22 protein-coding genes and 1 other RNA gene are annotated in these 26,141 nt (G+C 70.2%); 20 read left to right on the plus strand and 3 right to left on the minus strand.

Translation table 11 applies throughout. From position 1 onward, the window contains the following. Positions 1-3 precede the first annotated feature (3 nt). Positions 4-720 carry a hypothetical protein gene (locus HLH35_RS00555; RefSeq protein ID WP_182977302.1) on the minus strand — a complete coding sequence of 239 codons (717 nt, stop codon included), beginning with the start codon at positions 718-720 and terminating at the stop codon, positions 4-6. 446 nt (positions 721-1,166) lie between these two features. Further along, entirely contained in the window at positions 1,167-1,442 is a 276-nt protein-coding gene (locus tag HLH35_RS00560; RefSeq protein ID WP_114727655.1) for a DUF2312 domain-containing protein, read from the minus strand. 258 nt (positions 1,443-1,700) lie between these two features. On the opposite strand from HLH35_RS00560, the gene zwf reads away from it, so the two are divergent. The 3 genes from zwf (at position 1,701) to petA (ending at position 4,491) form a co-directional block, all read left to right on the plus strand. After that, a complete protein-coding gene (gene zwf / locus HLH35_RS00565) occupies positions 1,701-3,179 on the plus strand; it encodes a glucose-6-phosphate dehydrogenase (protein ID WP_182977303.1) in 1,479 nt (492 codons plus the stop codon). A gap of 14 nt (positions 3,180-3,193) precedes the next feature. Further along, complete coding sequence (locus tag HLH35_RS00570; RefSeq protein ID WP_182977587.1) at positions 3,194-3,634, plus strand: hypothetical protein; 441 nt, start codon at positions 3,194-3,196, stop codon at positions 3,632-3,634. Positions 3,635-3,828: 194 nt separating this feature from the next. Beyond that, a complete protein-coding gene (gene petA, locus HLH35_RS00575) occupies positions 3,829-4,491 on the plus strand; it encodes a ubiquinol-cytochrome c reductase iron-sulfur subunit (RefSeq protein ID WP_182977304.1) in 663 nt (220 codons plus the stop codon). Here the strand turns inward: petA and HLH35_RS00580 are convergent. Continuing rightward, a complete protein-coding gene (locus tag HLH35_RS00580; RefSeq protein WP_182977305.1) occupies positions 4,475-5,461 on the minus strand; it encodes an alpha/beta hydrolase in 987 nt (328 codons plus the stop codon). The genes petA and HLH35_RS00580 overlap by 17 nt on opposite strands. 89 nt (positions 5,462-5,550) lie before the next feature. Here HLH35_RS00580 and rnpB point away from each other — a divergent pair. From rnpB to ftsZ, 17 genes are all read left to right on the plus strand, one after another. Next, an RNA gene (gene rnpB / locus HLH35_RS00585) (RNase P RNA component class A) lies at positions 5,551-5,963 on the plus strand. Positions 5,964-6,307: 344 nt separating this feature from the next. Next, positions 6,308-6,784, plus strand: coding sequence for a division/cell wall cluster transcriptional repressor MraZ (mraZ, locus tag HLH35_RS00590; RefSeq protein WP_182967157.1), 477 nt, complete (start codon positions 6,308-6,310; stop codon positions 6,782-6,784). Between the two features lie 5 nt (positions 6,785-6,789). Continuing rightward, positions 6,790-7,812 (plus strand): 16S rRNA (cytosine(1402)-N(4))-methyltransferase RsmH, encoded by a 1,023-nt coding sequence (gene rsmH / locus HLH35_RS00595; RefSeq protein ID WP_408870080.1) that lies wholly within the window; start codon positions 6,790-6,792, stop codon positions 7,810-7,812. Further along, on the plus strand, positions 7,809-8,684 hold the full coding sequence (gene ftsL, locus HLH35_RS00600; RefSeq protein ID WP_182977307.1) for a cell division protein FtsL: 876 nt from the start codon (positions 7,809-7,811) through the stop codon (positions 8,682-8,684). Before rsmH ends, ftsL begins: the two co-directional genes overlap by 4 nt. 81 nt (positions 8,685-8,765) lie before the next feature. Next, on the plus strand, positions 8,766-10,793 hold the full coding sequence (locus tag HLH35_RS00605) for a peptidoglycan D,D-transpeptidase FtsI family protein (RefSeq protein WP_408870081.1): 2,028 nt from the start codon (positions 8,766-8,768) through the stop codon (positions 10,791-10,793). After that, entirely contained in the window at positions 10,790-12,262 is a 1,473-nt protein-coding gene (locus HLH35_RS00610) for a UDP-N-acetylmuramoyl-L-alanyl-D-glutamate--2,6-diaminopimelate ligase (RefSeq protein WP_182977309.1), read from the plus strand. The genes HLH35_RS00605 and HLH35_RS00610 overlap by 4 nt, the downstream gene beginning before the upstream one ends. Next, positions 12,259-13,653, plus strand: coding sequence for a UDP-N-acetylmuramoyl-tripeptide--D-alanyl-D-alanine ligase (locus HLH35_RS00615; protein WP_182977310.1), 1,395 nt, complete (start codon positions 12,259-12,261; stop codon positions 13,651-13,653). The genes HLH35_RS00610 and HLH35_RS00615 overlap by 4 nt, the downstream gene beginning before the upstream one ends. Further along, positions 13,653-14,744, plus strand: a complete 1,092-nt coding sequence (gene mraY / locus HLH35_RS00620) for a phospho-N-acetylmuramoyl-pentapeptide-transferase (RefSeq protein ID WP_182977311.1) — start codon at positions 13,653-13,655, stop codon at positions 14,742-14,744. Before HLH35_RS00615 ends, mraY begins: the two co-directional genes overlap by 1 nt. Beyond that, positions 14,741-16,135: a UDP-N-acetylmuramoyl-L-alanine--D-glutamate ligase gene (murD, locus tag HLH35_RS00625; RefSeq protein WP_182977312.1), complete on the plus strand. Its 1,395-nt coding sequence runs from the start codon at positions 14,741-14,743 to the stop codon at positions 16,133-16,135. The genes mraY and murD overlap by 4 nt, the downstream gene beginning before the upstream one ends. Next, entirely contained in the window at positions 16,132-17,295 is a 1,164-nt protein-coding gene (locus HLH35_RS00630) for an FtsW/RodA/SpoVE family cell cycle protein (RefSeq protein ID WP_182977588.1), read from the plus strand. Before murD ends, HLH35_RS00630 begins: the two co-directional genes overlap by 4 nt. Further along, complete coding sequence (gene murG / locus HLH35_RS00635; RefSeq protein WP_182977313.1) at positions 17,292-18,476, plus strand: undecaprenyldiphospho-muramoylpentapeptide beta-N-acetylglucosaminyltransferase; 1,185 nt, start codon at positions 17,292-17,294, stop codon at positions 18,474-18,476. Before HLH35_RS00630 ends, murG begins: the two co-directional genes overlap by 4 nt. After that, entirely contained in the window at positions 18,473-19,912 is a 1,440-nt protein-coding gene (gene murC, locus HLH35_RS00640) for a UDP-N-acetylmuramate--L-alanine ligase (protein WP_182977314.1), read from the plus strand. Before murG ends, murC begins: the two co-directional genes overlap by 4 nt. A 2-nt stretch (positions 19,913-19,914) precedes the next feature. Further along, positions 19,915-20,892, plus strand: coding sequence for a UDP-N-acetylmuramate dehydrogenase (murB, locus tag HLH35_RS00645; RefSeq protein WP_182977589.1), 978 nt, complete (start codon positions 19,915-19,917; stop codon positions 20,890-20,892). Next, positions 20,889-21,845, plus strand: a complete 957-nt coding sequence (locus HLH35_RS00650; RefSeq protein WP_182977315.1) for a D-alanine--D-alanine ligase — start codon at positions 20,889-20,891, stop codon at positions 21,843-21,845. Before murB ends, HLH35_RS00650 begins: the two co-directional genes overlap by 4 nt. 52 nt (positions 21,846-21,897) lie before the next feature. Next, the gene (locus tag HLH35_RS00655; protein ID WP_182977316.1) at positions 21,898-23,046 is read left to right on the plus strand and encodes a cell division protein FtsQ/DivIB; all 1,149 of its coding nucleotides are present in this window, start codon (positions 21,898-21,900) and stop codon (positions 23,044-23,046) included. Then, positions 23,043-24,434 carry a cell division protein FtsA gene (ftsA, locus tag HLH35_RS00660; protein ID WP_182977317.1) on the plus strand — a complete coding sequence of 464 codons (1,392 nt, stop codon included), beginning with the start codon at positions 23,043-23,045 and terminating at the stop codon, positions 24,432-24,434. The genes HLH35_RS00655 and ftsA overlap by 4 nt, the downstream gene beginning before the upstream one ends. 81 nt (positions 24,435-24,515) lie before the next feature. Next, positions 24,516-25,952 carry a cell division protein FtsZ gene (gene ftsZ, locus HLH35_RS00665; RefSeq protein ID WP_182977318.1) on the plus strand — a complete coding sequence of 479 codons (1,437 nt, stop codon included), beginning with the start codon at positions 24,516-24,518 and terminating at the stop codon, positions 25,950-25,952. Positions 25,953-26,141 lie beyond the last annotated feature (189 nt).

The raw sequence follows: 26,141 nt of genomic DNA on the forward strand, positions 1-26,141 counted from the left end.
CCCTCAGGTTCGGGGTGGCCAACGCAAGGTGGGCTCCGACCTAGGCCTCTCATCCCATTCATCGTCGCGCTGCGGCCGGACCGCACGCTCGTCAGGCACGCGATAGGCCGGCCGAAACGGCGTCTCTTCGGCTGCCGTTGGCGCGTCGGGGACGGTCGGCGGCGGCATATGAGGCGGCCGCGCCTCTTCCGGCGGCACGAAAAAAATCGGATCGCGCGGGGCTGCGGCCGGCCGGTCATGCCAGGGCATGGGCCGGCTGGCGTCATGCGAAGCGGGCGCACTCGAACGCGGAGCATAGGCCGGCGGCTCGACCGGCGGCGCGGCACGCACGCCGGCCGGCGCGGAAGGCGGCGGATCGAAACGGGTCGGACGTGCCGAAACCGGCCGTTCGGGCCGCGCCACATAGGCATCGCTGGCCGAAACGGGCCCGGGCGACCGCACGGGCGGCGGCGCGGGGGCCACAGGCTCCACCACCGGCGCGGCAGCCGCCGCCGGGCGCGGAGCCGGCGCCGAAACCGGCACCCGCTCCTCAGGCCGAAGGGCCAGCACGCGCAATTCGGCCTGCAGATCCTCGATCTGCAACGCCAGGGCATCCAGCCGCCCCTTCACGCCGAACACCGCGAACGGCACCAGCATCCAGAGGAAGATGAACAACATCCCCAAGATCAGCAGCACAAGCTGCAGCCACCAGGGCATCCAGTCGGAAAATGGAAACGGCATCTGCGCACGACCACGGAAAAAACGAACCCCGCCGCGCATGTGACCAGATCAGCCACCACCAGCGCAAGGATCGCGTGAACGCCTAGAGACTGCTTCAACAGCCCTGCTGGCGGCTGCCTGACGGCGCTTTTCTGCGCTTCGGTGCTCACGGCCCATAAGGCCGCTCCGCTCCGATGCTCAAAAACCACCGCCAGACGCGCGGCTGACGCCGCGCTTCCACTCACCATCAGGGCTTTTGAAGCAATCTCTCAATACCCGAGACAAACATCCCTTGAAACGTAAAGTCTGCCTTGAAAGCTGGCCTGCTGAGCGAGAGCGCCGCGCAGCGGCGCGCCCGGCGTGTATTTTCGAGCATCGGAGCGGAGCGGCCTTAAGGGCCGTGAGCACCGAAGCGCAGAAAATGCGCGTCGGATCGCCAGCAGGGCGGCTTTCAAGGCAGACTTTTTTTACATGCCGAGGGCGCGGCGATAGATATCGAGCAGCGTCTCCTGCTCTTCCACCTCGGCCGGCTCCTGCTTGCGCAGGCGGATGATCTGGCGGATGACCTTCACGTCGAAGCCGGCCGATTTCGCCTCGGTGAAAATGTCCTTGATGTCGCCGGCCAGGGCCTTGCGCTCTTCTTCCAGGCGCTCGACACGCTCGATAATGCTGCGCAGCCGGTCCGCCGCAATCCCGCCGACCGCCGCCGCCTTGTCGTCATCACCGAAATTTTCCGCGTCCATGGAACGGCCTGCCTCCAGCATGGGAATGGAATCTGGCCCCTCCGATCCGCCCCGGATCGAGGATCGGGCCGCAACCGGTCAGGGAACGGGGGGCTTATCGTGACGGTGGCGGCCGGTCAATGGCAACTTGACAGGGTGCGGGGCCTCGGCCCAAACCCGTGCAGGCAGGTCATCCCCCCTATGACAACGGTGCCGGTCTCGACAAAGGCCATGGGCGCCCCCCTAACGCTCCGACCCGATGCAAGGAGGCCTTATTCGATGCCCCAGCTCCCTCCCGTTGATGTTTTCGACTATATCGTCTTCGGCGCCACCGGCGACCTGACGATGCGCAAGCTGCTGCCGGCGCTGTATTATCGCTACCGCGACGGGCAGATCCCCGATCAGTCCCGGATCATCGGCACCGCACGCTCCTCCCTCTCGCGCGCCGACTATCAGGAGCGTGCCGAAAAGGCCCTGACCGAGTTCGTCAAGCCGGCGGACCTCGACGATGCCACCGTGCGCCGTTTCCTGGACCTGCTGCATTATGTCAGCCTGAACGGCGCCGAAGCCAACAGCACCTGGCCCGCGCTGAAGGACCTGCTGGAACAGGCGCCCAAGGACCGTATCCGCGTCTACTACCTGGCCACCGCCCCCGGCCTGTACGGCCAGATCTGCGAGAATCTCAGCACCCAGGGGCTGGTGACCGAGCAGTCGCGCGTCGTGCTGGAAAAGCCGATCGGCACCGACCTGCAAAGCGCCGACGCGATCAACGACCATGTCGGCCGGCATTTCCCCGAGAACCACATCTTCCGCATCGACCATTACCTGGGCAAGGAAACGGTCCAGAACCTGATCGCGCTGCGCTTCGCCAACCCGGTGTTCGAGCGGCTGTGGTCCAGCGACGCGATCGACTATGTCCAGATCACGGCGGCCGAGACGGTGGGCGTGGAAAGCCGCGGTCCGTACTACGACAAGTCCGGCGCGCTGCGCGACATGATCCAGAACCACCTGCTGCAGGTGCTGTGCCTGGTGGCGATGGACCCGCCCGGCTCGCTGGAAGCCGACAGCCTGCGCAACGAGAAGCTGAAGGTGCTGCGCGCCCTGCGCCCCATCGCACCCGACGACGTGGCGGCCTTTACGGTGCGCGGCCAGTACGCGCGCGGCCGCAGCGGCGACAACACTCTGCCCAGCTACCTGGAAGATCTGGGCGAGGACGCCACCAGCAGCACCGAAACCTACGTCGCCATCCGGGCCGAGATCCATTCCTGGCGCTGGGGCAACGTGCCGTTCTACCTGCGCTCGGGCAAGCGCCTGGCCGAGAAGTGCAGCGAGATCGTCATCCAGTTCAAGGCCGCCCCCTGGTCGATCTTCCCCGGCACCCCGCGCGCCAACCGGCTGGTGATCCGCATCCAGCCCGACGAGGGCGTCACCCTGTCGGTCTCGACCAAGGACCCGACGCCCACCGACAGCCTGACCCTGCGCCAGGCCGACATCAACATCGCCTTCGAGAAGGCCTTCGGCACCCGCTACCCCGACGCCTACGAACGCCTGCTGCTCGACGTGGTGCGCGGCGACCCGATCCTGTTCATCCGCCGCGACGAGGTCGAGGCCGCATGGCGCTGGGTCGACCCGATCCTGCGCGGCTGGGCCGAGAACAAGGCCCCCCTCCAGACCTATCCGGCCGGAAGCTGGGGCCCCGAAGCCGCCCGCGCCCTGCTGGCCGAGGACGGCCATGCGTGGCATGAGGACATGACATGAAGTCACCCGCCGGCATGGCAGCCACACCGTCCGGAACGCCACGCCGCCCCCGGCGGACGATGCGCCAGCGCATCGTCCGCCGGGTGGTGATGGTGGTGCCGCTGGTGCTGCTGGCGACGGTCGCCGCCCGCATGGGCTGGCTGGACCAGGCGGCGGACCAGATCACCTTCCGCCACGCGAACTGGTTCGACGACACCGCCCTGGTCGAGCATTTCCGGACGGTGGTGACGCATGACGGCATGACCGACACCCCCGGCCGCTGCCTGCTGTTCATCGTCAACGGCAACGACCCGCCGGATGCCGCCCGCTTCGACGTGATGGAAAAACATTCCGGCTCCTGCCCCGGCGACAGCAAGACATTGCCCAAGCTGTTCACGCTCAAGGTCAACCGCATCGACCAGACAGTGCAGACCGACTGGGGCTCGCCCAACACCTTCCACCCCATGCCCCACTAAACCTGCTGGGGAATGCGCGCTGGCGGCGGTCCGACGCGCGTTTCCTGCGCTCCGATGCTCACGGCCATCAAGGCCGCTCTGCTTCGGTGCTCGGAAACACACGACGGCCGTGCCGCTGCGCGGCACTCTCGCTCACCTGCCCACATTTCCCGGCAGGCTCTCACGTTCCAAATGCCCGAGACCCGGCAGAGCGCATGACAACGACCGGCCCAACCGAAACCGACAGCCCCGCGACCGATACCCCGCCCACCGGCAACCGGCGCGATTTCCTGACCCTGCTGACGCTGGCGGCCGGTGGTGCGGGGGTGGCGGCCTTCTCCTGGCCGTTCCTGGACAGCCTGCGCCCCGGCGATGCGGGCTCGGCCCGGCCGCCGATCGATGTCGACGTATCGAAACTGCCCCCGGGCCAGCAGATCACCGTGGTCTGGCACGGCAGCCCGGTCTTCATCACCCATCGCACACCCCAGGCGCTGGAGCGGCTGCAACAGGCGTCGCTGGCGGCCCGTCTGCGCGACCCGTCCTCGGGCGCGCTGCAGCAGCCCCCCTATGCCGCCAACTGGCACCGCTCGATCGTGCCCGCCTATGGGGTGGTGGTCGGGATCTGCACCCATCTGGGCTGCGTGCCCACTTATTCCCCGGCGCCAGACCCCACCACGCCGGTCGCCAACTGGCCGGGCGGCTATGCCTGCCCCTGCCACGGCTCCAAGTTCGATCTCGCCGGCCGGGTCTTCATCGGCGCACCGGCCCCCTACAACCTGCCGGTCCCCCCCTACGCCATGCCCACCCCGACCACGATCCGCATCGGCGAAAACCCGCCGGGCGTGGATTTCGACTTCTCGTCTATCCAGCAGATCTGACCGCCCGACCGGCCGCCCCGGCAAAGGCCGCGCGCAGCCGCCGCCCGCCAAAGCGGATCGCCGCCTTCCCCCACGGCATGAACGAATACATGTTCAGATAGCCATGGATGGTCCCGGGAAAGCAGCGGATTTCCGCCTGCCCCCCAGCCTCCCGCAGCACCTCGGCATAGCCCGTGGCCTCGTCATACAGCGGGTCGAACTGCGCAGGCACGATCACCGCCGGCGGCAGCCCGGCCAGCGAATCGGCAAAGATCGGCGCCAGCAGCGGATGGCTCAGGTCCTCGGGCGTGCGGGCATATTGCTGGCCGTACCACTCCATCAGCCGGGCCGTCAGCATATAGCCCTCGGCATAGCGATGCCGCGACGGCACATCCCGCGCGCCATACAATGACGGGTAATAGAGCAACTGCATCGCCAGCTCCGGCCCGCCCCGGTCCCGCGCCAGCAGCGACAGTACCGCCGCCAGGTTGCCGCCCGCGCTATCGCCCGCCACGGCAAGCGGCCCACCCCAGCGCCAGGCCTCGCCCGCCAGCCAGTCCAGCGCCGCCAGGCAATCTTCGACCGCGGCGGGAAAGCGATGTTCCGGCGCCAGACGATAATCGTAGGACAGCACCGCCGCCCCCGATTCCCGCGCCAGCCGGCAGCAGATCCCATGATGCGAATTCAGCCCGCAATGCACGAACCCGCCTCCATGCAGGAACAGCACCGCGCCCCACACCCGGCCATGGGGCACATACAGCCGCGCCGGCCGCAACTCCTCCGCCCCCGGCACCCGTAGCGCCAGAACCCGCCGCAAGGGCAGGCCGGACAGCACCTGCGGAAAACAGGGCTGGTCCAGTGCGCGACGCAACGTATCGAGCGTACGCGGCCGCCCCGCCGCCCGCCCGCTCCGTCCGCGACCGGCCAGATGCCGCATCAGCAGGCGCGCCATCACCCCGGGCTGCTCCCGTCGTGCCACCGACTGATCCATGCGCCATCTCTCCCGCCCACTCTCTATATATTTTTGATGCGGCGCATTCCCCCTTGACGCAACCCGGGGTGGCGGTCAGTTTCCGCCAGCCAGACGGTCGGGCGACCGCTGTTGCATGGATTTCCATGCGATGGAGGAAAGTCCGGGCTCCACGGAGGAACGGTGCCGGCTAACGGCCGGCGGGGGCGACCCCAGGGAAAGTGCCACAGAAAACAGACCGCCCCCACGGCATTCCGGTTCGCCGGAGATGGTGCGGGTAAGGGTGAAACGGTGCGGTAAGAGCGCACCGCGCCCGCGGCAACGCGGGCGGCAGGGCAAACCCCACCGGGAGCAAGACCGAATAGGAACGGCAGACGGGTCGCTTGCGGCACCGTCGGGGGCTCCTCCGCCCCGTCGTTCGGGTTGGTCGCGTGAGGCGTGCCGCAAGGCGCGTCCCAGAGGAATGGTCGCCCATCCTTCTTCGGAAGGTGGACAGAACCCGGCTTACAGACCGTCTGGCCTCGTTTCCCTCTTGTATCCATCGCCGCACCCGCCGGGCCGCCCATCGGCGCGGCAGTCATGCGAACAATATCTGTTCTCGTTTTGATCTCATCAAAACTAGAACATAACATAAACATCCGTCATCCAGCCTCATTGCTCTCCCGAGCTGGGACGAAGACTGGCCGCCCGCAATGCCACGACTGCACGAATTCTCGAAAAACAGCGGTTTTCCGCCAGAATTTCCGCGCGTTTAATTTGACGTCCCATAAAATCCCATGATATCCCATGCAGACCCAGCATGGCACCATCCGGCGCCCGGCCACGCCTGCGTTCAGAACCATTCCACCCAAGGGAGCATCGCATAGCGTGAGTGTGTTCCTTGGCACCCACCAGAACCGTCTCGACGCCAAGGGCCGCGTCTCGATCCCGGCCGCCTTCCGCACCGCCCTGCGCACGCACGCCACCCCCGGCGAATCGCTGGTGATCCTGCGCCCCTCGCACCTGCACCCCTGCATCGAAGCCTGGCCGCCCGCCGCGTTCGCAGCCCTGAGCCAGCCGCTGGACCGCATGGACATCTTCTCCGACGACCATGACGACCTGGCCGCCGCCCTCTACGCCGACGCCTATCCCATCGACGCGGACCGCGAGGGCCGGATCATCCTGCCCGACCCGCTGAAGGAGCATGCCGGCCTGACGGAAACGGTGGCCTTCATGGGCGTGGGCAAGATCTTCCAGATCTGGGAACCCGCCGCCGCCGAACGCCGCCGCGCGGAAGCCCGGACCCGTTCGCGCGCCCTGTCCGGCGCCCGCCCCGCCGCCCCGCGCCCGGAAGCCGACGCATGAACGCCATGACCACTCCGCCCCTCAGCACCACGCCGCCGCCCGGCCATGTCCCCGTCATGCTGGCCGAAGTGCTGCAGATGCTGGCCCCCAGGGACGGCGCGACCTATCTCGACGGCACGTTCGGCGGCGGCGGCTATGCCCGCGCCATCCTGGCCGCCGCCCGCTGCACCCTGTGGGCCATCGACCGCGATCCCGCCGCCATCCGCCGCGGCGAGGCCCTGCAGGCCGAACTGCGCGCCGCCGAAGGCACCGGCAGCAGCCGCCTGCACATGGTCGAAGGCGGATTCGGCGACATGCGCGCCCTGCTCGAAGAGCGCGGCGCCCCGGCACTGGACGGCGTGGTGCTGGATCTCGGCGTCTCGTCCTTCCAGATCGACGAAGGCGCGCGCGGCTTCTCGTTCCGCCATGACGGGCCGCTGGACATGCGCATGGGCGATACCGGCCCGACGGCGGCGGATATCGTGAATCGGACCGACGAATCCGACCTCGCCGACATTCTCTATCAATATGGCGAGGAACGGCTCTCCCGCCGCGTGGCGCGCGCCATCGTCGCCGCCCGCGCCCAGGAACCGATCCTGACCACCTTCCGCCTGGCCGAGATCATCCGCTCGGTCGTGCCCGGCGACCGCTCGGGCATCGACCCCGCCACCCGGTCGTTCCAGGGCCTGCGCATCCACGTCAATGACGAGCTGGGGCAGATCCGCTCGGGGCTGGAGCAGGCGCTGGAGATGCTGGCCCCCGGCGGCCGGCTGGTCGTCGTGTCCTTCCATTCGCTGGAGGACCGGCTGGTCAAGCAGGCCATGCACCGCGCGGCCGGCCGCCTGCCCGGCCCGTCGCGCCACGACCCCCGCTCGATCCAGGCCCGGGACGAAGCCCCGGCCTTCCGGCTGCTGACCGGCCGCACGCTGCGCCCCGGCGACGCCGAATGCCGCGCCAATCCCCGCGCCCGCAGCGCCCGCCTGCGCGCGATCGAACGCCTCCCCGTCGCGGACACATCAGACACCAGCCCCACGGAGCGCCGCCCATGATGCGATCCTTCACCGTCCTCTGCGCCATGATGGCCGGCCTGTCCGGATTGTTCCTCTATTCCAAGAAGCACCAGACGACGCTCCTCGACCATCAGATCGCGCAGATCGTCGGCGACACGCAGCATATCCGCGAGCAGACGGCGATGCTGCGTGCGGAATGGGCCCTGCTGAACCAGCCCGACCGCCTGGGCAGCCTGTCCGCGCGCTTCCTGCCCGACATGCACCCGATGGCCCCGGCCCAGTTCATCCAGATGGCCTCGCTGGCCGAGCGCCTGCCCGCGCCCGGATCGCGCCCGCTGGCGGCGGTCGATCCCCGCGCCCATCTCGATGACAGCCTGGCCTCCCACGCACCGGCCCCCGCCGACAGCCCCGCCGCGCCCCCCACCCCGATGGCGGCGGCGTCGGTCCCGCCGGCGCCGGCCCATGTCGCCCAGCCCCCGATGGTGGTCGCGGCGGCGGTGCAGCACCCGCTCGCGACGCACCACCTCTCCGTCGCCGATTCGACCCCGGCCGTGGCCCGCCCCGAGCGCCCGATCATGATGGCCCAGGCCGCGATCGAGCCGGTCGTGGCGCATGTGGCGGCCCCGAAGCCGCACCTCGCCCCGGTTTCGCCCGATTTGACACATAATGCCGACCGTCATGCCGCTCTCTCCGTTGCCCGCGCCGCGCGCCCCGTGCTACCGCCAGCGGCCGCATCCACGCCGCGCTTCGCAGCCGCCAGGCCGGTCCGTCCGCTGCCGGTCGCGGTCGCGGCCTGGAGGCCGGCAGCGCCCCCCACGCCGTATGAGGAGGCAAGGGGATACGGCAGGGGCTCTTCTCTCGGCTTCTCCCGTTCCGGCGCGCTTCCGCCCCCCGTTCCAGTCAGCAACTGACGACCCCCCACAGGTGACATGACCCACGGCCCGACCGACACACCGGACGATATGCGGGACGGGCCCTCCCGGCCCGCGCGAATGGATGTGCGGGTCACCGGCGACGATCTGCGCACGCGCACGGCACGCGAACGCACGCAATCCCGCCTGCTCGTCCTGTCGGCCGGCTTCTTCGGCCTGTTCGGCGCCGTAGCGCTCAAGCTGGCAACCGCCACGGTCATCATGCCGATGGCGCCCGAACAGCGGCAGATCGCCCCCCAGGTCCCCCCGATTCCGCGCAGCGATCCCAAGGGCATGCTGGCCGGCGATTTCGCGTTGCCGCAGGTCCACCGCGCCTCGGTCACCGACCGCAACGGGCAGGTGCTGGCCATCTCGCTGCCGGTGGCGCAGGTCTATGCCAACCCGCAGGAAATGATCGACGCCCAGGACACGGCCAGGAAGCTGCGCACCGTCCTGCCTGCGCTTGACGAAGCCGAACTCATCCGCCGCCTGTCGACCAAAAAACAGTTCGTCTACCTGGCCCGCGACATCTCGCCGATACAGGAAGTCGCCATCAACAATCTCGGCATCCCCGGCATCTATTTCGAACCCGGCGAGCGCCGCCACTACCCGCTGGGCCGGGTCGCCGCCCACATCCTCGGCGCGGTCGATATCGACGATCACGGCGTGGCCGGCATCGAACGCTCGATGGACAAGCGGCTGGACCGCGACCGCACGCCCCTGCGCCTGTCGCTCGACGTCCGCATCCAGGCCGTGGTGCGCGACGAACTGGCGGCGGCCAAGGACCTGTTCCAGGCCATCGGCGCCTGCGCCATCGTCATGGACGTCAATACCGGCGAGATCATCGCCATGGTCAGCCTGCCCGATTACGACGCCAACGATTTCGGCCGCGCCGACCCCGACGCCCGCTTCAACCGCGCCGTCACCGGCATGTACGAACCCGGATCGACCTTCAAGCTCCAGACGGCGGCCATGGCGCTGCAACTGGGCGTGGCCCATCCGTGGGACCGGTTTTCCTCCATCCCCATCCATATCGGCCGCTTCACCATCGCGGACATGAAGAGCGATCATTTCGCCCCATGGCTGACGCTGAACGAGGTGATGGCCTATTCATCCAACCCCGCCGCGGCCCATATGGCGCTCGATGTCGGCGCCCAGCGCCAGCAGGAGTGGCTGCGCGGCATGGGCTTCTTCGCCCCGGTGCCGATCGAACTGCCCGAGGCCGGGCGTCCCATCGTGCCGCAGATGCGCAACTGGGGCATTTCCACGGTCATGACCGTCGGCTTCGGCCACGGCGTCGCCGAACCCCCGCTGGCCATCGTGCGCGGCACCGCCGCCACCGTGAATGGCGGCATCCTGCTCCACCCGACCCTGATGGCCCGCGACGGCGAACAGCCGGACGACACCGCCCCGCTCACCCCGGCTGTCGCGGACGGGGCCGCCCCCACCCTCACCCCGGCAGTCCTCACCACACCCGAGACCACAGAAACCACGAACGCCGCCAGCATGCCGGGCGCCACGCGCGTCATCTCGCCCGAGATCTCGGCCCTGCTGCGCCGCATCCTGCGCCTGGACGTCACCAAGGGCACCGGCAAGACGGCCGAATCACCCGGCTATTTCGTCGGCGGCAAGACCGGCACCGCCGAGAAGATCGGCCCGCATGGCGGCTACCTGAAGCATGTCAACATCGCCGCCTTCACCAGCATCTTTCCGATGAACGCCCCACATTACGCCGTCTACGTCATGCTCGACAGCCCCAAGGCGACCCCGCAGACCCACGGCTGGACCACGGCCGCGTGGAACGCCGCGCCCACCGTGTCGAAGATCGTGACCCGCGTCGGCCCGATGCTCGGCCTGTTCCCCAACACGGCCAATCCGCAGGCGGTCGAAGACGCGCTGGCGATCCCGCTGGAACCCGCCGTGCCGCATGGCTATCGCCCGCTGGGCCCCGGCAACGACCCGGGCGACCCACGCAACCTGCCGAAAGCCACCGCCCACGAGGCCGCACACACCGCCTCCGCCACCCAGACGCCCCGCGCGCGGCTGCACGCCGCGCGGGCCGAACAGGCCTCGTCAGGGCGCCCCACGCATCCGGAGGTCCGGGGATGACGCACATCCTGTCCCACCTGCTGGCCGCCGCCGGCGTGCCCGCCCCCGAAATGGCGGACCCCGCGATCAGCCTGGTGACCGCCGACAGCCGCAAGGTGCGCCCGGGCACGCTGTTCGTCGCCATCCCCGGCACAAGGGCCGACGGCCGCGCCTTCATCCCCGCCGCCCTCGCGGCGGGTGCCGCCGCCATCGTCGCCCCGTCCGACGTCTCGCCCGACACGGCACCCGGCATCCCCCTGATCCACACTCAGGAACCGAGGCGGGCGCTGGCCCTGCTGGCCGCCGTTTTCGCAGGCGCGCAGCCGGGCCGGATCGCCGCCGTCACCGGCACCAACGGCAAGACCAGCACCGTCGATTTCCTGCGCCAGCTCTGGACGCGCCAGGGCCGCCAGGCCGCCAGCATCGGCACGCTGGGCGTCATCGCGCCGGTGCCCCTTCCCCCCACCGGCCCGGTCCTGACCACGCCCGACAGTGTCGTGCTGGCCGACACGCTGGCCGCCATGGCACAGGGCGGCGTGACCGAATTGGCGATCGAGGCCTCGTCCCACGGGCTGGAACAGCACCGGCTGGACGGGCTGCACCTCACGGCGGCCGGCTTCACCAACCTCACCCGCGACCATCTGGACTATCACGGCACGCTGGATGCCTACCGCACCGCCAAACTGGCCCTGTTCGACCGGCTGCTGCCGGAAGGCGCGCTGGCGGCCGCCAATGCCGACATGGAGCCCGAAACCCTGGCCGCGCTCCGCGCCATCGCGGCCCGGCGACGCTTCGACCTGCGGCTGGTCGGCATGGCAGGCGACGCGATCCGCCTGATCGACAGCGCCCCCCTGCCCGAAGGCCAGCGCCTGCGGCTGGAGGCTGGCGGCACGATCCACGAGATCACCCTGGCGCTGCCCGGCCGCTTCCAGGCCGACAACGCCCTGCTGGCCGCCGCCCTGGCCGCACCGGGCGCCGACGGGCTGGCCCAGGCCATCGCCCTCCTGCCCACCCTGACAGGGGTGCGCGGCCGCATGGAGCGCGCCGCCCTGCTGCCCAACGGTGCCGCGGCCTATGTCGATTACGCCCACACGCCCGACGCCCTGGCCCGCCTGCTGGACGCGCTGCGCCCCCACGCCACCGGCCGGCTGATCGCCGTGTTCGGCGCCGGCGGCGACCGCGATCGCGGCAAACGGCCCCTGATGGGGCAGGAGGCCGCCAACCGCGCCGATATCGCCATCGTCACCGACGACAATCCCCGCACCGAGGCCCCGGAAGCCATCCGCCGCGACGTGCTGGCCGGCGCGCCGAACGCGATCGAAATCGGCGACCGCGCCCGCGCGATTGCCGAGGCCCTGTCGATGCTGCGCTCCGGCGACGTGCTGGTGGTGGCCGGCAAGGGCCATGAACAGGGTCAGACCATCGGCACCACCACCCTGCCCTTCGACGACGCATCCGTCATCCGCCAGACGGCCGGGGTGGCGGCATGACGGTCTTGTGGACCCGCGACGCGCTGGAAGCGGCCACCGGCGGCCATTTCGCCGGCAACGCACCGGTCAGCGTGACCGGCATCTCCATCGACACCCGCACGCTGGCCCCCGGCGACCTGTTCATCGCCCTGGTCGGCGACAGCAGCGACGGCCACGCCCATGTCCGCACGGCGCTGGAGCGCGGCGCCTCGGTGGTGCTGATCCATGACCGCGCGGCCGCCGGCACCGACGCCGCCGATCCGCGCGTCCTGCTGGTGCCCGACACGATGGCGGCGCTGAACGATCTTGCCCGCCATGCACGCTCTCGCTTCAGGGGCCGCATGCTCGCCGTCACCGGCAGCGTGGGCAAGACGACGACCAAGGACATGCTGGGCCTGGCACTGGGCGCCATCGGGCCCACCCATGTCGCCGCCGCGTCCTACAACAACCATTGGGGCGTGCCGCTGACACTCGCCCGCCTGCCCGCCGACGCCGCGTTCTGCGTGTGCGAAGTGGGCATGAACCACCCCGGCGAGATCGCCCCGCTGGCCGCCCTGGTCCGCCCCGAGGTCGCGATCATCACCACCATCGCCGGCGCCCATCTGGGCCATATGGGCAGCCTGGACGCCATCGCGCGCGAAAAATCGGACCTGATCGCCGCCCTGCCGCCCGGCGGCACCGCCATCGTCCCCGACGATGCCGAGGGCCAGCCGATCTTCGCCGAACAGGCTGCCCGCGCCGACGCGCAATTATGGCGGGTCGGACAGGCCCCCGACAGCATGGCCATCCTTTCGGACCTCACCCTCGCCGCCGACGGCAGCGACGCCGTCGTCACCATCGCCGGCCGGCCCTACCCGCTGCGCCTCAACGCCCCCGGCCGCCACCTGGCGCGCAACGCCACCACCGTGCTCGCGGCGGTGGCGGCCCTGGGGGCCGATATCGCGACGGCGGCGTCCGCCCTCGCCGCCTTCCGCCCCGGCGCCGGGCGCGGCCAGCTGGCGCCGATCCTGGGCGGAAGGGCAGCACTGCTCGACGAAAGCTACAACGCCTCGACCCTGTCCATCCGCTCCTCGCTTGCGGTGCTCGACCTGCTGGCCACCGCCCGCCGCATCGCCGTGCTGGGCGACATCCGCGAACTCGGCGCCTTCGCGCGCGCCGAACATGAATCCCTCCTGTCCGCCGCCCTGGCACATGCGGACCTCGTCTTCTGCTCCGGCCCGAACATGCAATATCTCTTCGACCTGCTTCCTCCTTCCCGACGCGGCGCATGGGCGCCCGATGCGGCCAGCCTGGCGCCGACGGTCCTGGCCGCCATTGCCCCCGGCGACACCATCCTGGTCAAGGGCAGCCTGGGCAGCCGCATGCGCGATGTCGTCTCGGTCCTGACCACCACCGGGACGGATACGCACTGATGCTCTATGATCTCGTCCAGCATCACGCCGGCGCCCATATCACGGCGCTCAACCTGTTCCGCTACATCACCTTCCGCGCCGGGGCGGCCTGCCTGACGGCGCTGGTCATCTCGCTGCTGCTGGGCCAGCCGCTGATCGCGCAACTGCGCCGCATCCAGCGCGGCGGCCAGCCGATCCGCGCCCTGGGCCCGGAACGCCATATCCTGGAGAAGGCCGGCACCCCCACCATGGGCGGCGTGCTGATCCTGATCGCCCTGTTCGCATCCACCCTGCTGTGGGCGGACCTGACCAACGGCTTCGTCTGGGCGGTGCTGCTGATCACGCTCGGCTTCGGCGCGGTTGGCTTCGCCGACGATTATCTCAAACTGTCACGCCGCAACACGGCGGGCGTGTCCAAGCGCGCCCGGCTGGGCAGCGAATTCGCCGTCTCGCTGATCGGCGGCTACTGGCTGCAAAGCCTGATGCCGGCCGACCTGGCCAATCACCTGGCCTTTCCCTTCATGAAGGACTGGCTGCTGCCGCTGGGCTTCGCCTTCCCGCTCTTCGCCATGATCACGATCACCGGCTTCGGCAACGCGGTCAATTTCACCGACGGGCTGGACGGTCTGGCCATCGTGCCGGTGATCATCGCCGCCCTGGTCTTCGGGCTGATCGCCTATCTGGTCGGCAACCACGTCTTCGCGGACTATCTGCAACTGCACGCGGTGCCGGGCACGGGCGAACTCTGCGTCTTCTGCTCGGCCCTGGTCGGCGCAGGCCTGGGCTTCCTGTGGTTCAACGCCCCCCCGGCGGCGGTGTTCATGGGCGATACCGGCTCGCTCTCGCTGGGCGGCGCGCTGGGCGCGGTCGCGGTCGCGGTCAAGCATGAGCTGGTGCTGTGCATCGTCGGCGGCCTGTTCGTGGTCGAAACCCTGTCGGTGATCATCCAGGTCTTCTGGTTCCGCCGCACCGGCCGGCGGGTGTTCCTGATGGCCCCCCTGCACCATCATTTCGAAAAGAAAGGCTGGCAGGAGCCCAAGATCGTGATCCGCTTCTGGATCGTCTCCATCGTGCTGGGACTGTGTGGCCTCGCCACGCTGAAACTGCGATGAGCCGCTTTCCCACCCTCCTCTTCGCCGGGCGGCGCTACGCCGTGCTGGGCCTGGGCAATAACGGCGCCCCGGTGGTCCGCGCCCTGGCCGCCATGGGCGCCTCGGTCCGCACATGGGACGACAATGCGGGCGCCCGCCAGGCGCTGGGCGACATCCCCGGCGTCACCGTGGCCCCCTTCGAATCCCTCGAAGGCCTGGACGCGCTGATCCTGTCACCGGGCATCCCGCATGTGCTGCCCAAACCGCATCCGGTGGCGCTGATGGCGCGCGAGGCCGGCATCCCCATCCTGTCCGACGCCGACCTGCTGTTCCAGGCGGTGCGCCGCGCGGGTTCGCGGGCCCGCTTCGCCGGCATCACCGGCACCAACGGCAAATCGACCACCACGTCCCTGCTGACGCACATGCTGGCCACGGCCGGCATCCCGGCGGTGGCGGGCGGCAATCTGGGGCCGGCATCGCTGTCCCTGCCGCTGCTGCCCGACAATGGCGTCTACGTGCTGGAAATGTCGTCCTACATGCTGGAACGCCTGCAGGACCTGCATTTCACCGTCGCCTGCCTGCTGAACCTGACGCCCGACCATCTGGACCGCCATGGCGACATGCAGGGCTATCTGCGTGCCAAATGGCATATCTTCGACAGCCAGCGCATGGGCGACCTGGCCGTGCTGGGCTTCGGCGACGCGCCGGGGGACAGCGTTCCCCGCATGGTCGACAGGCTGGCCGCCAGCGGCGACCGGGTCCTGACCATCTCGGGCACCTCCCCCAACGCCGACCTCTCCGGCGCCGGCGGCATCCTGCGTGACGAGGAAGGCGAGATCGCGGACCTGGCCGAGGCCCCCGCCCTGCCGGGCGCGCACAATGCCGAAAACGCGGCGGCGGCCACGGCCATGGCCCTGGCGCTGGGCGTGCCGCGCGCCGCTATCGCCCCCGCGCTGCGCAGCTTCGCCGGCCTGCCCCACCGACAGAAACCGGTCGCCACGGTGGCGGGCATCCTCTTCATCGACGACAGCAAGGCCACCAACGCCGATTCCGCGTCCCGCGCCCTGGGCTGCTACGACCGGCTGGTCTGGATCGCGGGCGGGGTCGCCAAGGCCGGTGGAATCGACGACCTCGCGCCGCTTTTCCCCCGCATCGCCCATGCCGTGCTGATCGGGCAGGACGCCCCGGCCCTGGCCGAGACACTGGCCGCGCACAACGTCCCCCATACGCTGGCGGGCACGATGGAAGCAGCCGTTCCCCTGGCCTTCGACCTGGCACGCCAGACCGGCGCCGGCACCGTCCTGCTGTCCCCCGCCTGCGCCAGCTTCGACCAGTACAAGAGCTTCGAACATCGCGGCCGGCATTTCGCCGAACGCGTCCACGAACTGGCCGGCACGAAGGGAGAAGGCTGATGGCCGCGTCACGCGTCGATACCTCGTTCCTTGCCCGCTGGTGGCGCAATGTCGACCGCGTGACGCTCTCCTGCGTCTGCATCCTGATCGGCTTCGGCTATGTGCTGATGCTGGCCGCCAGCCCGGCCGTGGCCACGCGCATCGGCGCCTCGCGCGACATGTTCATCCTCAAGCAGGTGGTCTTCCTGTCCCTGGCCGGCCTGATCGTGGTGGCCACCTCCCTGCTCTCGCCGCGCGGCATCCGGCGGCTGGCGCTGGCAGGCTTCGTCCTGGCCACCGCCGCCACGGCCCTCACCCTGGTCCACGGTATCGAAATCAAGGGCGCACGGCGCTGGATCGCCCTGCCGATGATGTCGGTCCAGCCCTCGGAATTCCTCAAACCCTGCTTCGCCGTCGTCACCGCCTGGCTGCTGACCGAACGCCGCCACCGCCGCCTGCTGCCGGGCATGCCCATCGCGCTGGGCCTGTTCGCAATCATCCTGCTGCTGCTGAAATCGCAGCCCGATATCGGCATGCTCAGCGTCATCACCACGGTCTTCATGGCCCAGCTCTTCATCGACGGGCTGAACATCTTCTTCGTCGGCGCCGGCGCCGGCTGCATGATCGCGGCCTTCCTGGGCGCCTATGTGGCCTTTCCCCATGTCCGCTCGCGCGTCGAACGCTTCCTGCACCCCAATGTCGGCGACCATTACCAGATCGACACCGCTTTGCGCGCCTTCGGCAATGGCGGCCTGATGGGGCGCGGCCCCGGCGAGGGACGGGTGAAGGACCTGCTGCCCGACGCCCATGCCGATTTCGTCTTCGCCGTCGCGGGCGAGGAATTCGGCATGCTGGTCTGCCTGTTCATCATCGGCGTGTTCTGCCTGATCGTGGTGCGGACGCTGCTGAAACTGCTGCGCGAGGACGACCCGTTCATCGTCGTGGCAACCGTGGGGCTGGTCACGGGTTTCGGCCTCCAGGCCTTCGTCAACATGGGCTCGACCCTGCATCTGATCCCGACCAAGGGCATGACCCTGCCCTTCATCTCCTATGGCGGCTCGTCGGCCATGTCGGTGGCGCTGACCATCGGCATGGTGCTGGCCCTGACACGGCACCGCGTGGGCGAAAGCCGGATTCCGCGCGGGCGCCCCGCCTTCCGGGCACGAAAGGCCACCGCATGAGCACGCTGCCCCCCTCCGGCGCGCCCCGCCCGATCGTCATCGCCGCCGGTGGAACCGGCGGCCATTTCATTCCGGCCGAGGCCCTGGCCCACGCGCTGGCGGCGCGCGGACACACGATCGCCCTGATGACCGACCAGCGCGCGGGCGCGCGCGACCACGGCATCTTCGCCCAGGGGCAGCAATTCGTCCTCCCCGGCGCCGGCATCGCCGGACACGGGCTGGCCCGCGCCGCCCGCGCGGCCGTGGCCCTGGCGCGCGGCACGCTCCAGGCCCGCACCATCCTGCGCCGGCTGGACGCGGCAGCGGTGGTGGGCTTCGGCGGCTACCCGTCCGTGCCCCCGCTGCTGGGCGCGCGCCTGCTCGGCCGCCACCGGCCGCTGATCATCCTGCACGAGGGCAATGCCGTGCTGGGCCAGGCCAACGCCCAGCTCGCACGCTTCGCCGACGGCATCGCCACCTCCTTCTCCCAGGTCGCCCGCCTGCCGACAGGGGCCCGTACCACCCTGACCGGCATGCCGGTGCGCGACGCCATCGCCGCCCTGCACGACCAGCCCTACACCCCGCCGGGGAACGAGATCCGCCTTCTGGTCTGGGGCGGATCGCTCGGTGCCCGCGTGTTCAGCGACGTGGTGCCGGACGCCATCACCCGCCTGCCCGCCGCCCTGCGCGCGCGCCTGCGCATCACCCAGCAGGCCCGCGCCGAGGATGCCGAGCGCGTACGCGCCACCTACGCCACGCTGGGCATCCCGGCCGAGATCTCCCCCTTCTTCGCCAACGTCGCCGACCTGCTGGGCGCAGCCCATCTGGTCATCGGGCGCGCCGGCGGCTCTTCGGTCGCGGAACTGACCGATGCCGGGCGGCCGGCAATCCTGGTCCCGCTGCCCATCGCCGCCAGCGACGAACAGGGCGCCAACGCGGCTTCCATGGTCACGGCCGGCGCCGGCTGGATGATCCGCCAGCCCGATTTCACCGCCCCGTCCCTGGCGGCGCGGCTGGAGTCCCTGCTCTCCGACCCCGCCACCCTGGCCGGCGCGGCAGCAGCCGCACGCAGCCTCGGCCGGCCCGACGCCGCGGAACGTCTGGCCGATCTGGTCGAAGGACTCTTGCATCACCGCCCCGACCCCGCCTATCCGACAGCCGCCGCCACGCTGACAGCCGCCACCACGGAGACCACCTCATGAGAGCCCTGCCCCTTTCCATCGGCACCATTCATTTCGTCGGGATCGGCGGCATCGGCATGTCCGGCATCGCCGAGGTGCTGCACATGCTGGGCTATGCCGTGCAGGGTTCGGATATCGCCGAGAGCGCCAACGTGCTGCGCCTGCGCGCGGCGGGCATCCCGGTCGCGATCGGCCATGACGCCGCCAATCTCGGCCAGGCCCAGGTCGTCGTCACCTCCACCGCCGTCAAGCGCGACAATCCCGAGGTCGTGGCCGCACGCGCCCGCCTCATCCCCGTCGTGCGCCGGGCCGAGATGCTGGCCGAACTGATGCGCCTGCGCTGGTCCGTCGCGGTGGGCGGCACCCACGGCAAGACCACCACCACCAGCCTGGTCGCGGCGGTGCTGGAAGCCGCCCGGCTCGACCCCACCGTCATCAATGGCGGCATCATCGAGGCCTACGGCACCAACACCCGCATGGGCTCGGGCGACTGGATGGTGGTCGAGGCCGATGAGAGCGACGGCTCGTTCCTGCGCCTCCCCTCGGTCATCACCGTGGTCACCAACATGGACCCGGAACATCTGGACCATTGGGGCACGCCGGAGGCGATGCAGGCGGCCTACGACCAGTTCGTCTCCAACATCCCCTTCTACGGCTTCGCGGTCCTGTGCATCGACCACCCGGCGGTGCAGCAGATGATCCCCCGCCTCTCCGACCACCGCATCGTCACCTACGGCTTCTCCCCCCAGGCCGACATCCGCGCCGAGAAGGTGATCACCGACAAGCTGGGCGCGACGTTCGAGGTCGTGGTCACCAACCGCAACCGCAACCGCACCCGCCGCGCGGGGCCGTTCCGCCTGCCCATGCTGGGCCACCACAATGTGCAGAACGCGCTGGCCGCGATCGCCGTGGCGGTGGAGATGGATATCGACGACGCCACCATCCGCTCGGCCTTCGCCGGCTTCAGGGGCGTCAAGCGCCGCTTCACCCGCACGGGCGAGACCGGCGGCATCACCGTGATCGACGATTACGGCCACCACCCGGTGGAAATCGCCGCCGTGCTCAAGGCCGCCCGCCAGGCCGGCGCGCGCGACGTCATCGCCGTGGTGCAGCCTCACCGCTATTCGCGCCTGCAAAGCCTGTTCGGCGAATTCTGCACCTGCATGAACGACGCCGGCACCGTGATCGTCGCCGATGTCTACGCGGCCGGCGAGGCCCCGATCGACGGCATCAACCGCGACACGCTGGTCGACGGCCTGCGCGAGCGCGGCCACCGTTCGGTGGTACCGCTGCCCGATCCGGAACATCTGGCCGAAATGGTCCATGCCATCGCCAAACCGGGCGATTTCGTCGTCTGCCTGGGTGCCGGCAACATCACCGGCTGGGCGCAGGCCCTCCCCGCCCAGCTCGCCGCCCTGCAGAACCCCAATGCCCGCAAGGGCGACTGCGCGGCATGACCATGCCGGCCGCCACCACGGACCAGAACTGGACCGACACGGTCCGCGCGGCCCTCGCCGGCCTGCGCGGCCGGCTGAGCGCCGACGCGCCGCTGGGCGCGCGCACCTGGTTCCGCGTCGGCGGCCCGGCGGACCTGCTGCTGCAACCGGCCGACGCCGACGATCTCGCGCACGCGCTGCGCCACCTGCCGCCGGACCTGCCGGTCACGGTGCTGGGCGCCTGCTCCAACGTCATCGTGCGCGACGGCGGCATCGACGGGCTGGTCATCCGCCTCGGCGGCGGCTTCGCCGACATCACGGTCGAGCCTGACGGGCTGGTCGTCGGCGCCGCATGCCTCGACATGGTGGTGGCCGAACACGCAGCCGGCGCCGGCCTCAAGGGGCTGGAATTCCTCGCCGGCATCCCCGGCTCGATCGGCGGCGCGGTGGCCATGAATGCCGGCGCCTACGGCTCGGACATCGCGACCGTCCTCGACTGGGCGGACATCGTGACCCGCGACGGCAACACCGTCCGCCTGTCCGGCCCGGCGCTGGGCTTCGGCTATCGCCGCTCGCGCCTGCCGGCCGGCGCCGTGGTCACCCGCGCCCGCCTGCGCGCCACCCCGGCCGACCCGGCCGAGATCCGCCAGGCCATCGCCACCATCCGCCAGTCGCGCGAAGAGTCGCAGCCCACGCGGGCCCGCACCGGCGGCTCGACCTTCCGCAATCCCGAACACGGCAAGGCGTGGGAACTGATCGACGCCGCCGGCTGCCGGGGCCTCACGCTGCACGACGCGCAGATCAGCGAAAAACACTGCAACTTCATGCTCAACACCGGCCACGCCAGCGCCGCCGACCTGGAAGAACTGGGCGAGACGGTCCGCGCGCGGGTGCAGGCCCGCACCGGTATCCTGCTGGAGTGGGAAATCAAGCGCATCGGCCGCGCCACCCCGCCAGTCGATGCCACGCCCACCGACGCCGAGACAGGAGAAACGCCATGACCACCCGCACCCCGGCGCGGCGCGTCACCGTCCTGATGGGCGGCATCTCCGCCGAACGCAGGGTCAGCCTCTCCAGCGGCGCGGGCATCAGCGCCGCCCTGCGCGAGGAAGGGTACGAGGTCCACGTGCTCGATGCCGGCCCCGACCTGGGCGCGATCGTGGCCGACCTCACCACCCACCGCCCCGACGTGGTGTTCAACGCCCTGCATGGCCGCCTGGGCGAGGACGGCGCGATCCAGGGCGTGCTGGACTGGATGGACATCCCCTACACCCATTCCGGCGTCCGCGCCTCGGCCACGGCGATGGACAAGGCAGCGGCCCGCGCCGTCTTCCTCGCCGCCGGCCTGCCGGTGGCCGCAGGCGCCGTCATCGACATCGCCGTTTTCCCGGCCGCCGACCCGCTGCCCGCCCCCTATGTCATCAAGCCGCTGAACGAGGGCTCGTCGGTGGGGGTCGAGATCGTCCGCACCGGCTCCAACCGCCGCGCCGCCATCACCGCCGCCTGGACCTACGGCCCCCACGCCCTGGTCGAGGAATTCATCCCCGGCCGCGAACTGACGGTGGGCGTGATGGGCGACCGCGCCCTGACCGTCACCGACATCACCCCCAATCCCGCCACGGGGCACGAATTCTACGATTACGCTGCCAAATACCAGGCCGGCGGATCGCAGCACGTCCTGCCCGCGCGGATCCATCCGGACGCCTTCGCCCAGGCGCTGGACCTCGCCGCCGCCGCCCACCGTGCGCTCGGCTGCACCAGCGCCACCCGCACCGATTTCCGCTATGACGACACGCAGTGCGGCGACGGCCCCGGCCGCCTCGTCATCCTGGAGGTCAACACCCAGCCCGGCATGACCCCGACCTCCCTGCTGCCCGAACAGGCCCAGACGCAGGGGATCGGCTATGGCGCGCTCTGCCGCTGGATGGTCGAGCACGCCGCATGCCGCACATGACGATACGCACGGGCGGCTGACGATCCCATGAGCCCTCCCCCATGAGCCTTCCATGAGACGGACAGGAGACAATCGCGACGACCGCCCCTCACGGCTGTCGATCTTCCTGCGGCGGCGACGCCGCATGGTGCGGCCGCTCGGGCTGGCGATCGTCCTTCTGGCCGCCGGGGCCGGCGGCGCGGTGGTGGTGCGCGACATGAAGTCCGAGGAACAATTCGCCCCGATCCGCGCCCGGCTGGTCAGCATGCTGCCGCTGCGCATCACCGACATCCAGGTCAGCGGCCGCGTGCTGACCAACGAGGCCGCATTGCGCGACGCGCTGGGCGTGCATGTGGGCGATCCGGTCCTGGGCTTCTCGGTCGAGGGCGCGCGCGAACGGATCGACGCCCTGCCCTTCGTCGATCATTCGGTGGTCGAACGCCACCTGCCCGGCACCATCGTCGTGCGCCTGACCGAGCGCAGCCCCTTCGCCGTCTGGCAGAACCAGGGGCGCTTCATGCTGATCGACCGCGCCGGCAACCAGGTGCGCGACCAGGGCATGACCGGCAAGGACGCCCAGGCCTTCATGCAATTGCCGCTGGTGGTCGGGCTGGGCGCCAACGAAGCCGCCGCACCGCTGATCGACGCGCTGGCGGGCCAGCCCGTGGTGCGCGACCATGTGGCCGCCGCCGTCCGCGTCGGCCTGCGCCGCTGGAACCTGGTCCTGCGCGACGGCACCACAGTGCTTCTGCCCGAAGGCGAGGAAATCCCGGCCCTGAAACGGCTGGCCGATCTCCAGGCCGCGATGAAGCTGCTGGACCGCCCGGTGATCAGCATCGATTTGCGCCTGCCCGACCGGATGGTGGTGGAACAGCCACCCCCGGCCGATCCCGCCGCCGACGGCCAGCCCGCGGCAAACCCGCAAGCCCCGGGCGCACCGAAGCCCGCCGCTACTCCCCATGACGGCACCGCACCCGCCGGCAACGGCAACGCCCCGCCGCCCAGGGCCGCCCCCCGGGTGCCGCCCGCCGACCAACGGGCGCCCACCCACGCGCCCGCCGCCGCGCCGCACGGCCTCCCGCCGCCGGTTTCGGCGCTGGCACCGCCAGCCGCCTCCCCGTCCACCACCCCATCCGGGCAGGCCCAGCCCCGCAAGGCCCTGCCCCCACCGGTTCCCAACCTGCCGCCGAATGGCGAGCCCGAAGCGAGGAGGCGCGCATGAACGATCTGGTCGTGGTCCCGCAGGATAGCGAATCCGCTCCGCGCGCCCCGCGCCGCCGCCGTGCCCGGCGGCGCGACCAGTCCCTGGTGCCGGCCACGCAGTCCGGCCGCAGCGTGGCGCTGCCGCCGCCGGACGAACCCATGCCGCCGCGCGCCTGGCGGCCGGGCACGTTCGGGGTGCTGGATATCGGCTCGACCAAGATCATGTGCCTGATCGGACGGGGCGAAGCCGACGGCACGCTGCGCGTGCTGGGCCATGGCTGGCGCCGGTCGCACGGCGTGCGCTGCGGCGGCATCGTCAACCTGCACGATGCCGAGGCCGCCATCCGCGCCGCGGTCGGCCAGGCCGAAGACGCCGCCGAACGGCGGCTGGACCGCGTGTATGTCAACCTGTCCTGCGGCCATCCGGAAAGCCGGCTGTTCAATGTCCGCTGGCCCGTGGGCGGGCGCGAGATCACGGCCGCCGACGTCCGCCGCGTCGTGACCGAGGGCCAGATGCGCGCCCAGACCGAGGGCCGCTCGACCATCCACACCATCCCGCTGGATTTCTCGGTGGACGAAACCGCCGGCGTGCCCGATCCGCGCGGCCATCTGTGCGACCAGCTCACCTCGCGCCTGCATGTCATCGACTCATCGACCACCGCGCTGCGCAATCTGGAAACCGTGCTCTCGCGCGCCGAACTCAAGATCGAGGAACTGGTCTCCGCCCCCCTCGCCTCCGGCCTGTCGGTGCTGGACGAGGACGAGCGCGAACTGGGCGTCACGGTGGTCGACATGGGCGGCGGCACCACCTCCATCGCCATCTTCGGCGAGGGCCATCTGCTGCACACCGCCTGCCTGCCGGTCGGCGGCATGCATGTCACCCGCGACATCGCCCATGTTCTGTCCACCTCGATCGACAGCGCGGAATGGCTGAAGACGATGTACGGTTCGGCCGAACTGTCGGGCGATGACGATCTGGACGTACTGCCGGTCCAGCTCATCGGCGACAACGAACATCAATTCGTCAATATTTCCCGCTCCAAGGTGGTCTCCATCATCCGGCCACGGATCGAGGAAACGCTGGAGATGGTGCGCGACCGGCTGGAATCGGCGGGCGTCGGCCGGGCAACCGACGGCCGCGTGGTGCTGACGGGCGGCGCGTCCCTGCTGGACGGGGTGGGCAACATGGCCGCGCGCATCCTCAACCGCCAGGTGCGGCTGGGCCGGCCGAACAACATTCGCGGCCTGCCCGAGGATGCGGCGGCCTGGCCCTCCTTCGCCACCTCGGCCGGCCTGCTGGCCTGGGCGGCGGGCGGCGGCGGCGCGCTGGGCGACATGGATTTCTCCGAGCCCCGGCCGCGCGGTTTCCTTCGCCGCGTCGTGGAATTCATACGAGACAGGGTATAGGAAGATGATTCAGAATATCCCCTGAAAATCCGCATGCGAATCGGTACCCAAAAATCTAACGACTCGTCCTGGGAGACGTCGATGACCCTGAATCTCAGCATTCCGCAGCAGAACCACTCCGATTTCACGCCGCGGATTACCGTGATCGGCGTGGGCGGCGGCGGAACCAACGCTGTCGACAACATGATCCAGTCGCAGCTCCAGGGCGTGGAATTCGTCGTCGCCAACACCGACGCGCAGCAATTGTCCCACAGCAAGGCCGATCGCCGCGTCCAGCTCGGCCCGCATCTCACGCAGGGCCTGGGCGCCGGCGCCAAGCCGGAAATCGGCCGCGCCGCCGCCGAGGAAGCCGCCGACGAACTGGCGCGCCATCTCGAAGGCGCACACATGGTCTTCATCACCGCCGGCATGGGCGGCGGCACGGGTACGGGTGCGGCACCGGTCATCGCCCGCATGGCGCGCGAGCGCGGCATCCTCACCGTGGGCGTCGTCACCAAGCCCTTCACCTTCGAAGGCGGCCGCCGCACCAAATCGGCCGATGCCGGCATTGCCGAGCTTCAGCAATATGTCGACACGCTCATCGTCATCCCCAACCAGAACCTCTTCCGCCTCGCCACCGAGCGGACGAGCTGGAAGGACGCGTTCAAGATGGCCGACAACGTCCTGTATATGGGCGTGCGCGGCGTCACCGACCTGATGATGGCACCCGGCCTGGTCAATCTCGATTTCGCCGACATCCGCACCGTCATGGCCGAGATGGGCAAGGCGATGATGGGCACCGGCGAGGCCGAGGGCGACAACCGCGCCATTTCCGCCGCCGAGGACGCCATCTCCAACCCGCTGCTGGAAGATACCTCGATGGCCGGCGCACGCGGCCTGCTGATCAACATCACCGGCGGCGACGACATGACGCTGTACGAGGTCGATCAGGCCGCCAACCGCATCCGCGAGGAAGTGGCCGAGGACGCCAACATCATCTTCGGCTCGGCCATCGACGAATCGCTGACCGGCCGCATCCGCGTGTCCGTGGTCGCCACGGGCATCGACACACCCTCGGTCCGCGCGGCAGAGCCGCAACCCGCCGAAGCCGCACCGGCGCAGGGCAGCGACACCCAGCCGGCGGCGGCCACCGCCCAGCCGACGGCCGAAGCCCAGGCGCAGGCCGACGCCGCCGCACAGGCCGCCCGCCCCGCGCCCAATTTCATGAACACCCCGCCGGTCGCGGCCCCCTCGCCCCATTCCGCGCCGCAGCAGATGTTCCATCAGGGCGCCCGCCCCTCGCCGCGCTCGTCCCTGTTCTCCGAACAGCCGCGCGCGCCCGAACCGCAACCCGCGGCCCAGCGCGGCAGCCTGTTCAACATCGTCACCGGCGTCCTGCGCCGTGGCGCAACCCCGGCGCAGGAGACCCAGCGCGCCGAACCCGCCCTGCCGGAACAGGAACCCTCCGCCACAGTCCGCCAGGCCTCGGCCGACGAGGTGGGGTTGGATATCCCCGCCTTCCTCCGCCGCCAACCCTGAGACCCTGGCCGTAAATGCGCGCTGGTGGCGATCCGGCGCGCGTTCCCTGCGCTTCGCTGCTCACGGCCATCAAGGCCGCTCCGCTGCGATGCTCGGAAACACACGCCGGCCGCGGCCCTGACGGGCCGCTCTCGCTCACCAGCCCACATTTCCGGCCAGGGTCTCCCTTTTCCAGGCCCGGCCTCCCGC

The sequence above is a fragment of the Gluconacetobacter asukensis genome, assembly GCF_014174375.1.
Lineage (GTDB): Bacteria > Pseudomonadota > Alphaproteobacteria > Acetobacterales > Acetobacteraceae > Gluconacetobacter > Gluconacetobacter asukensis.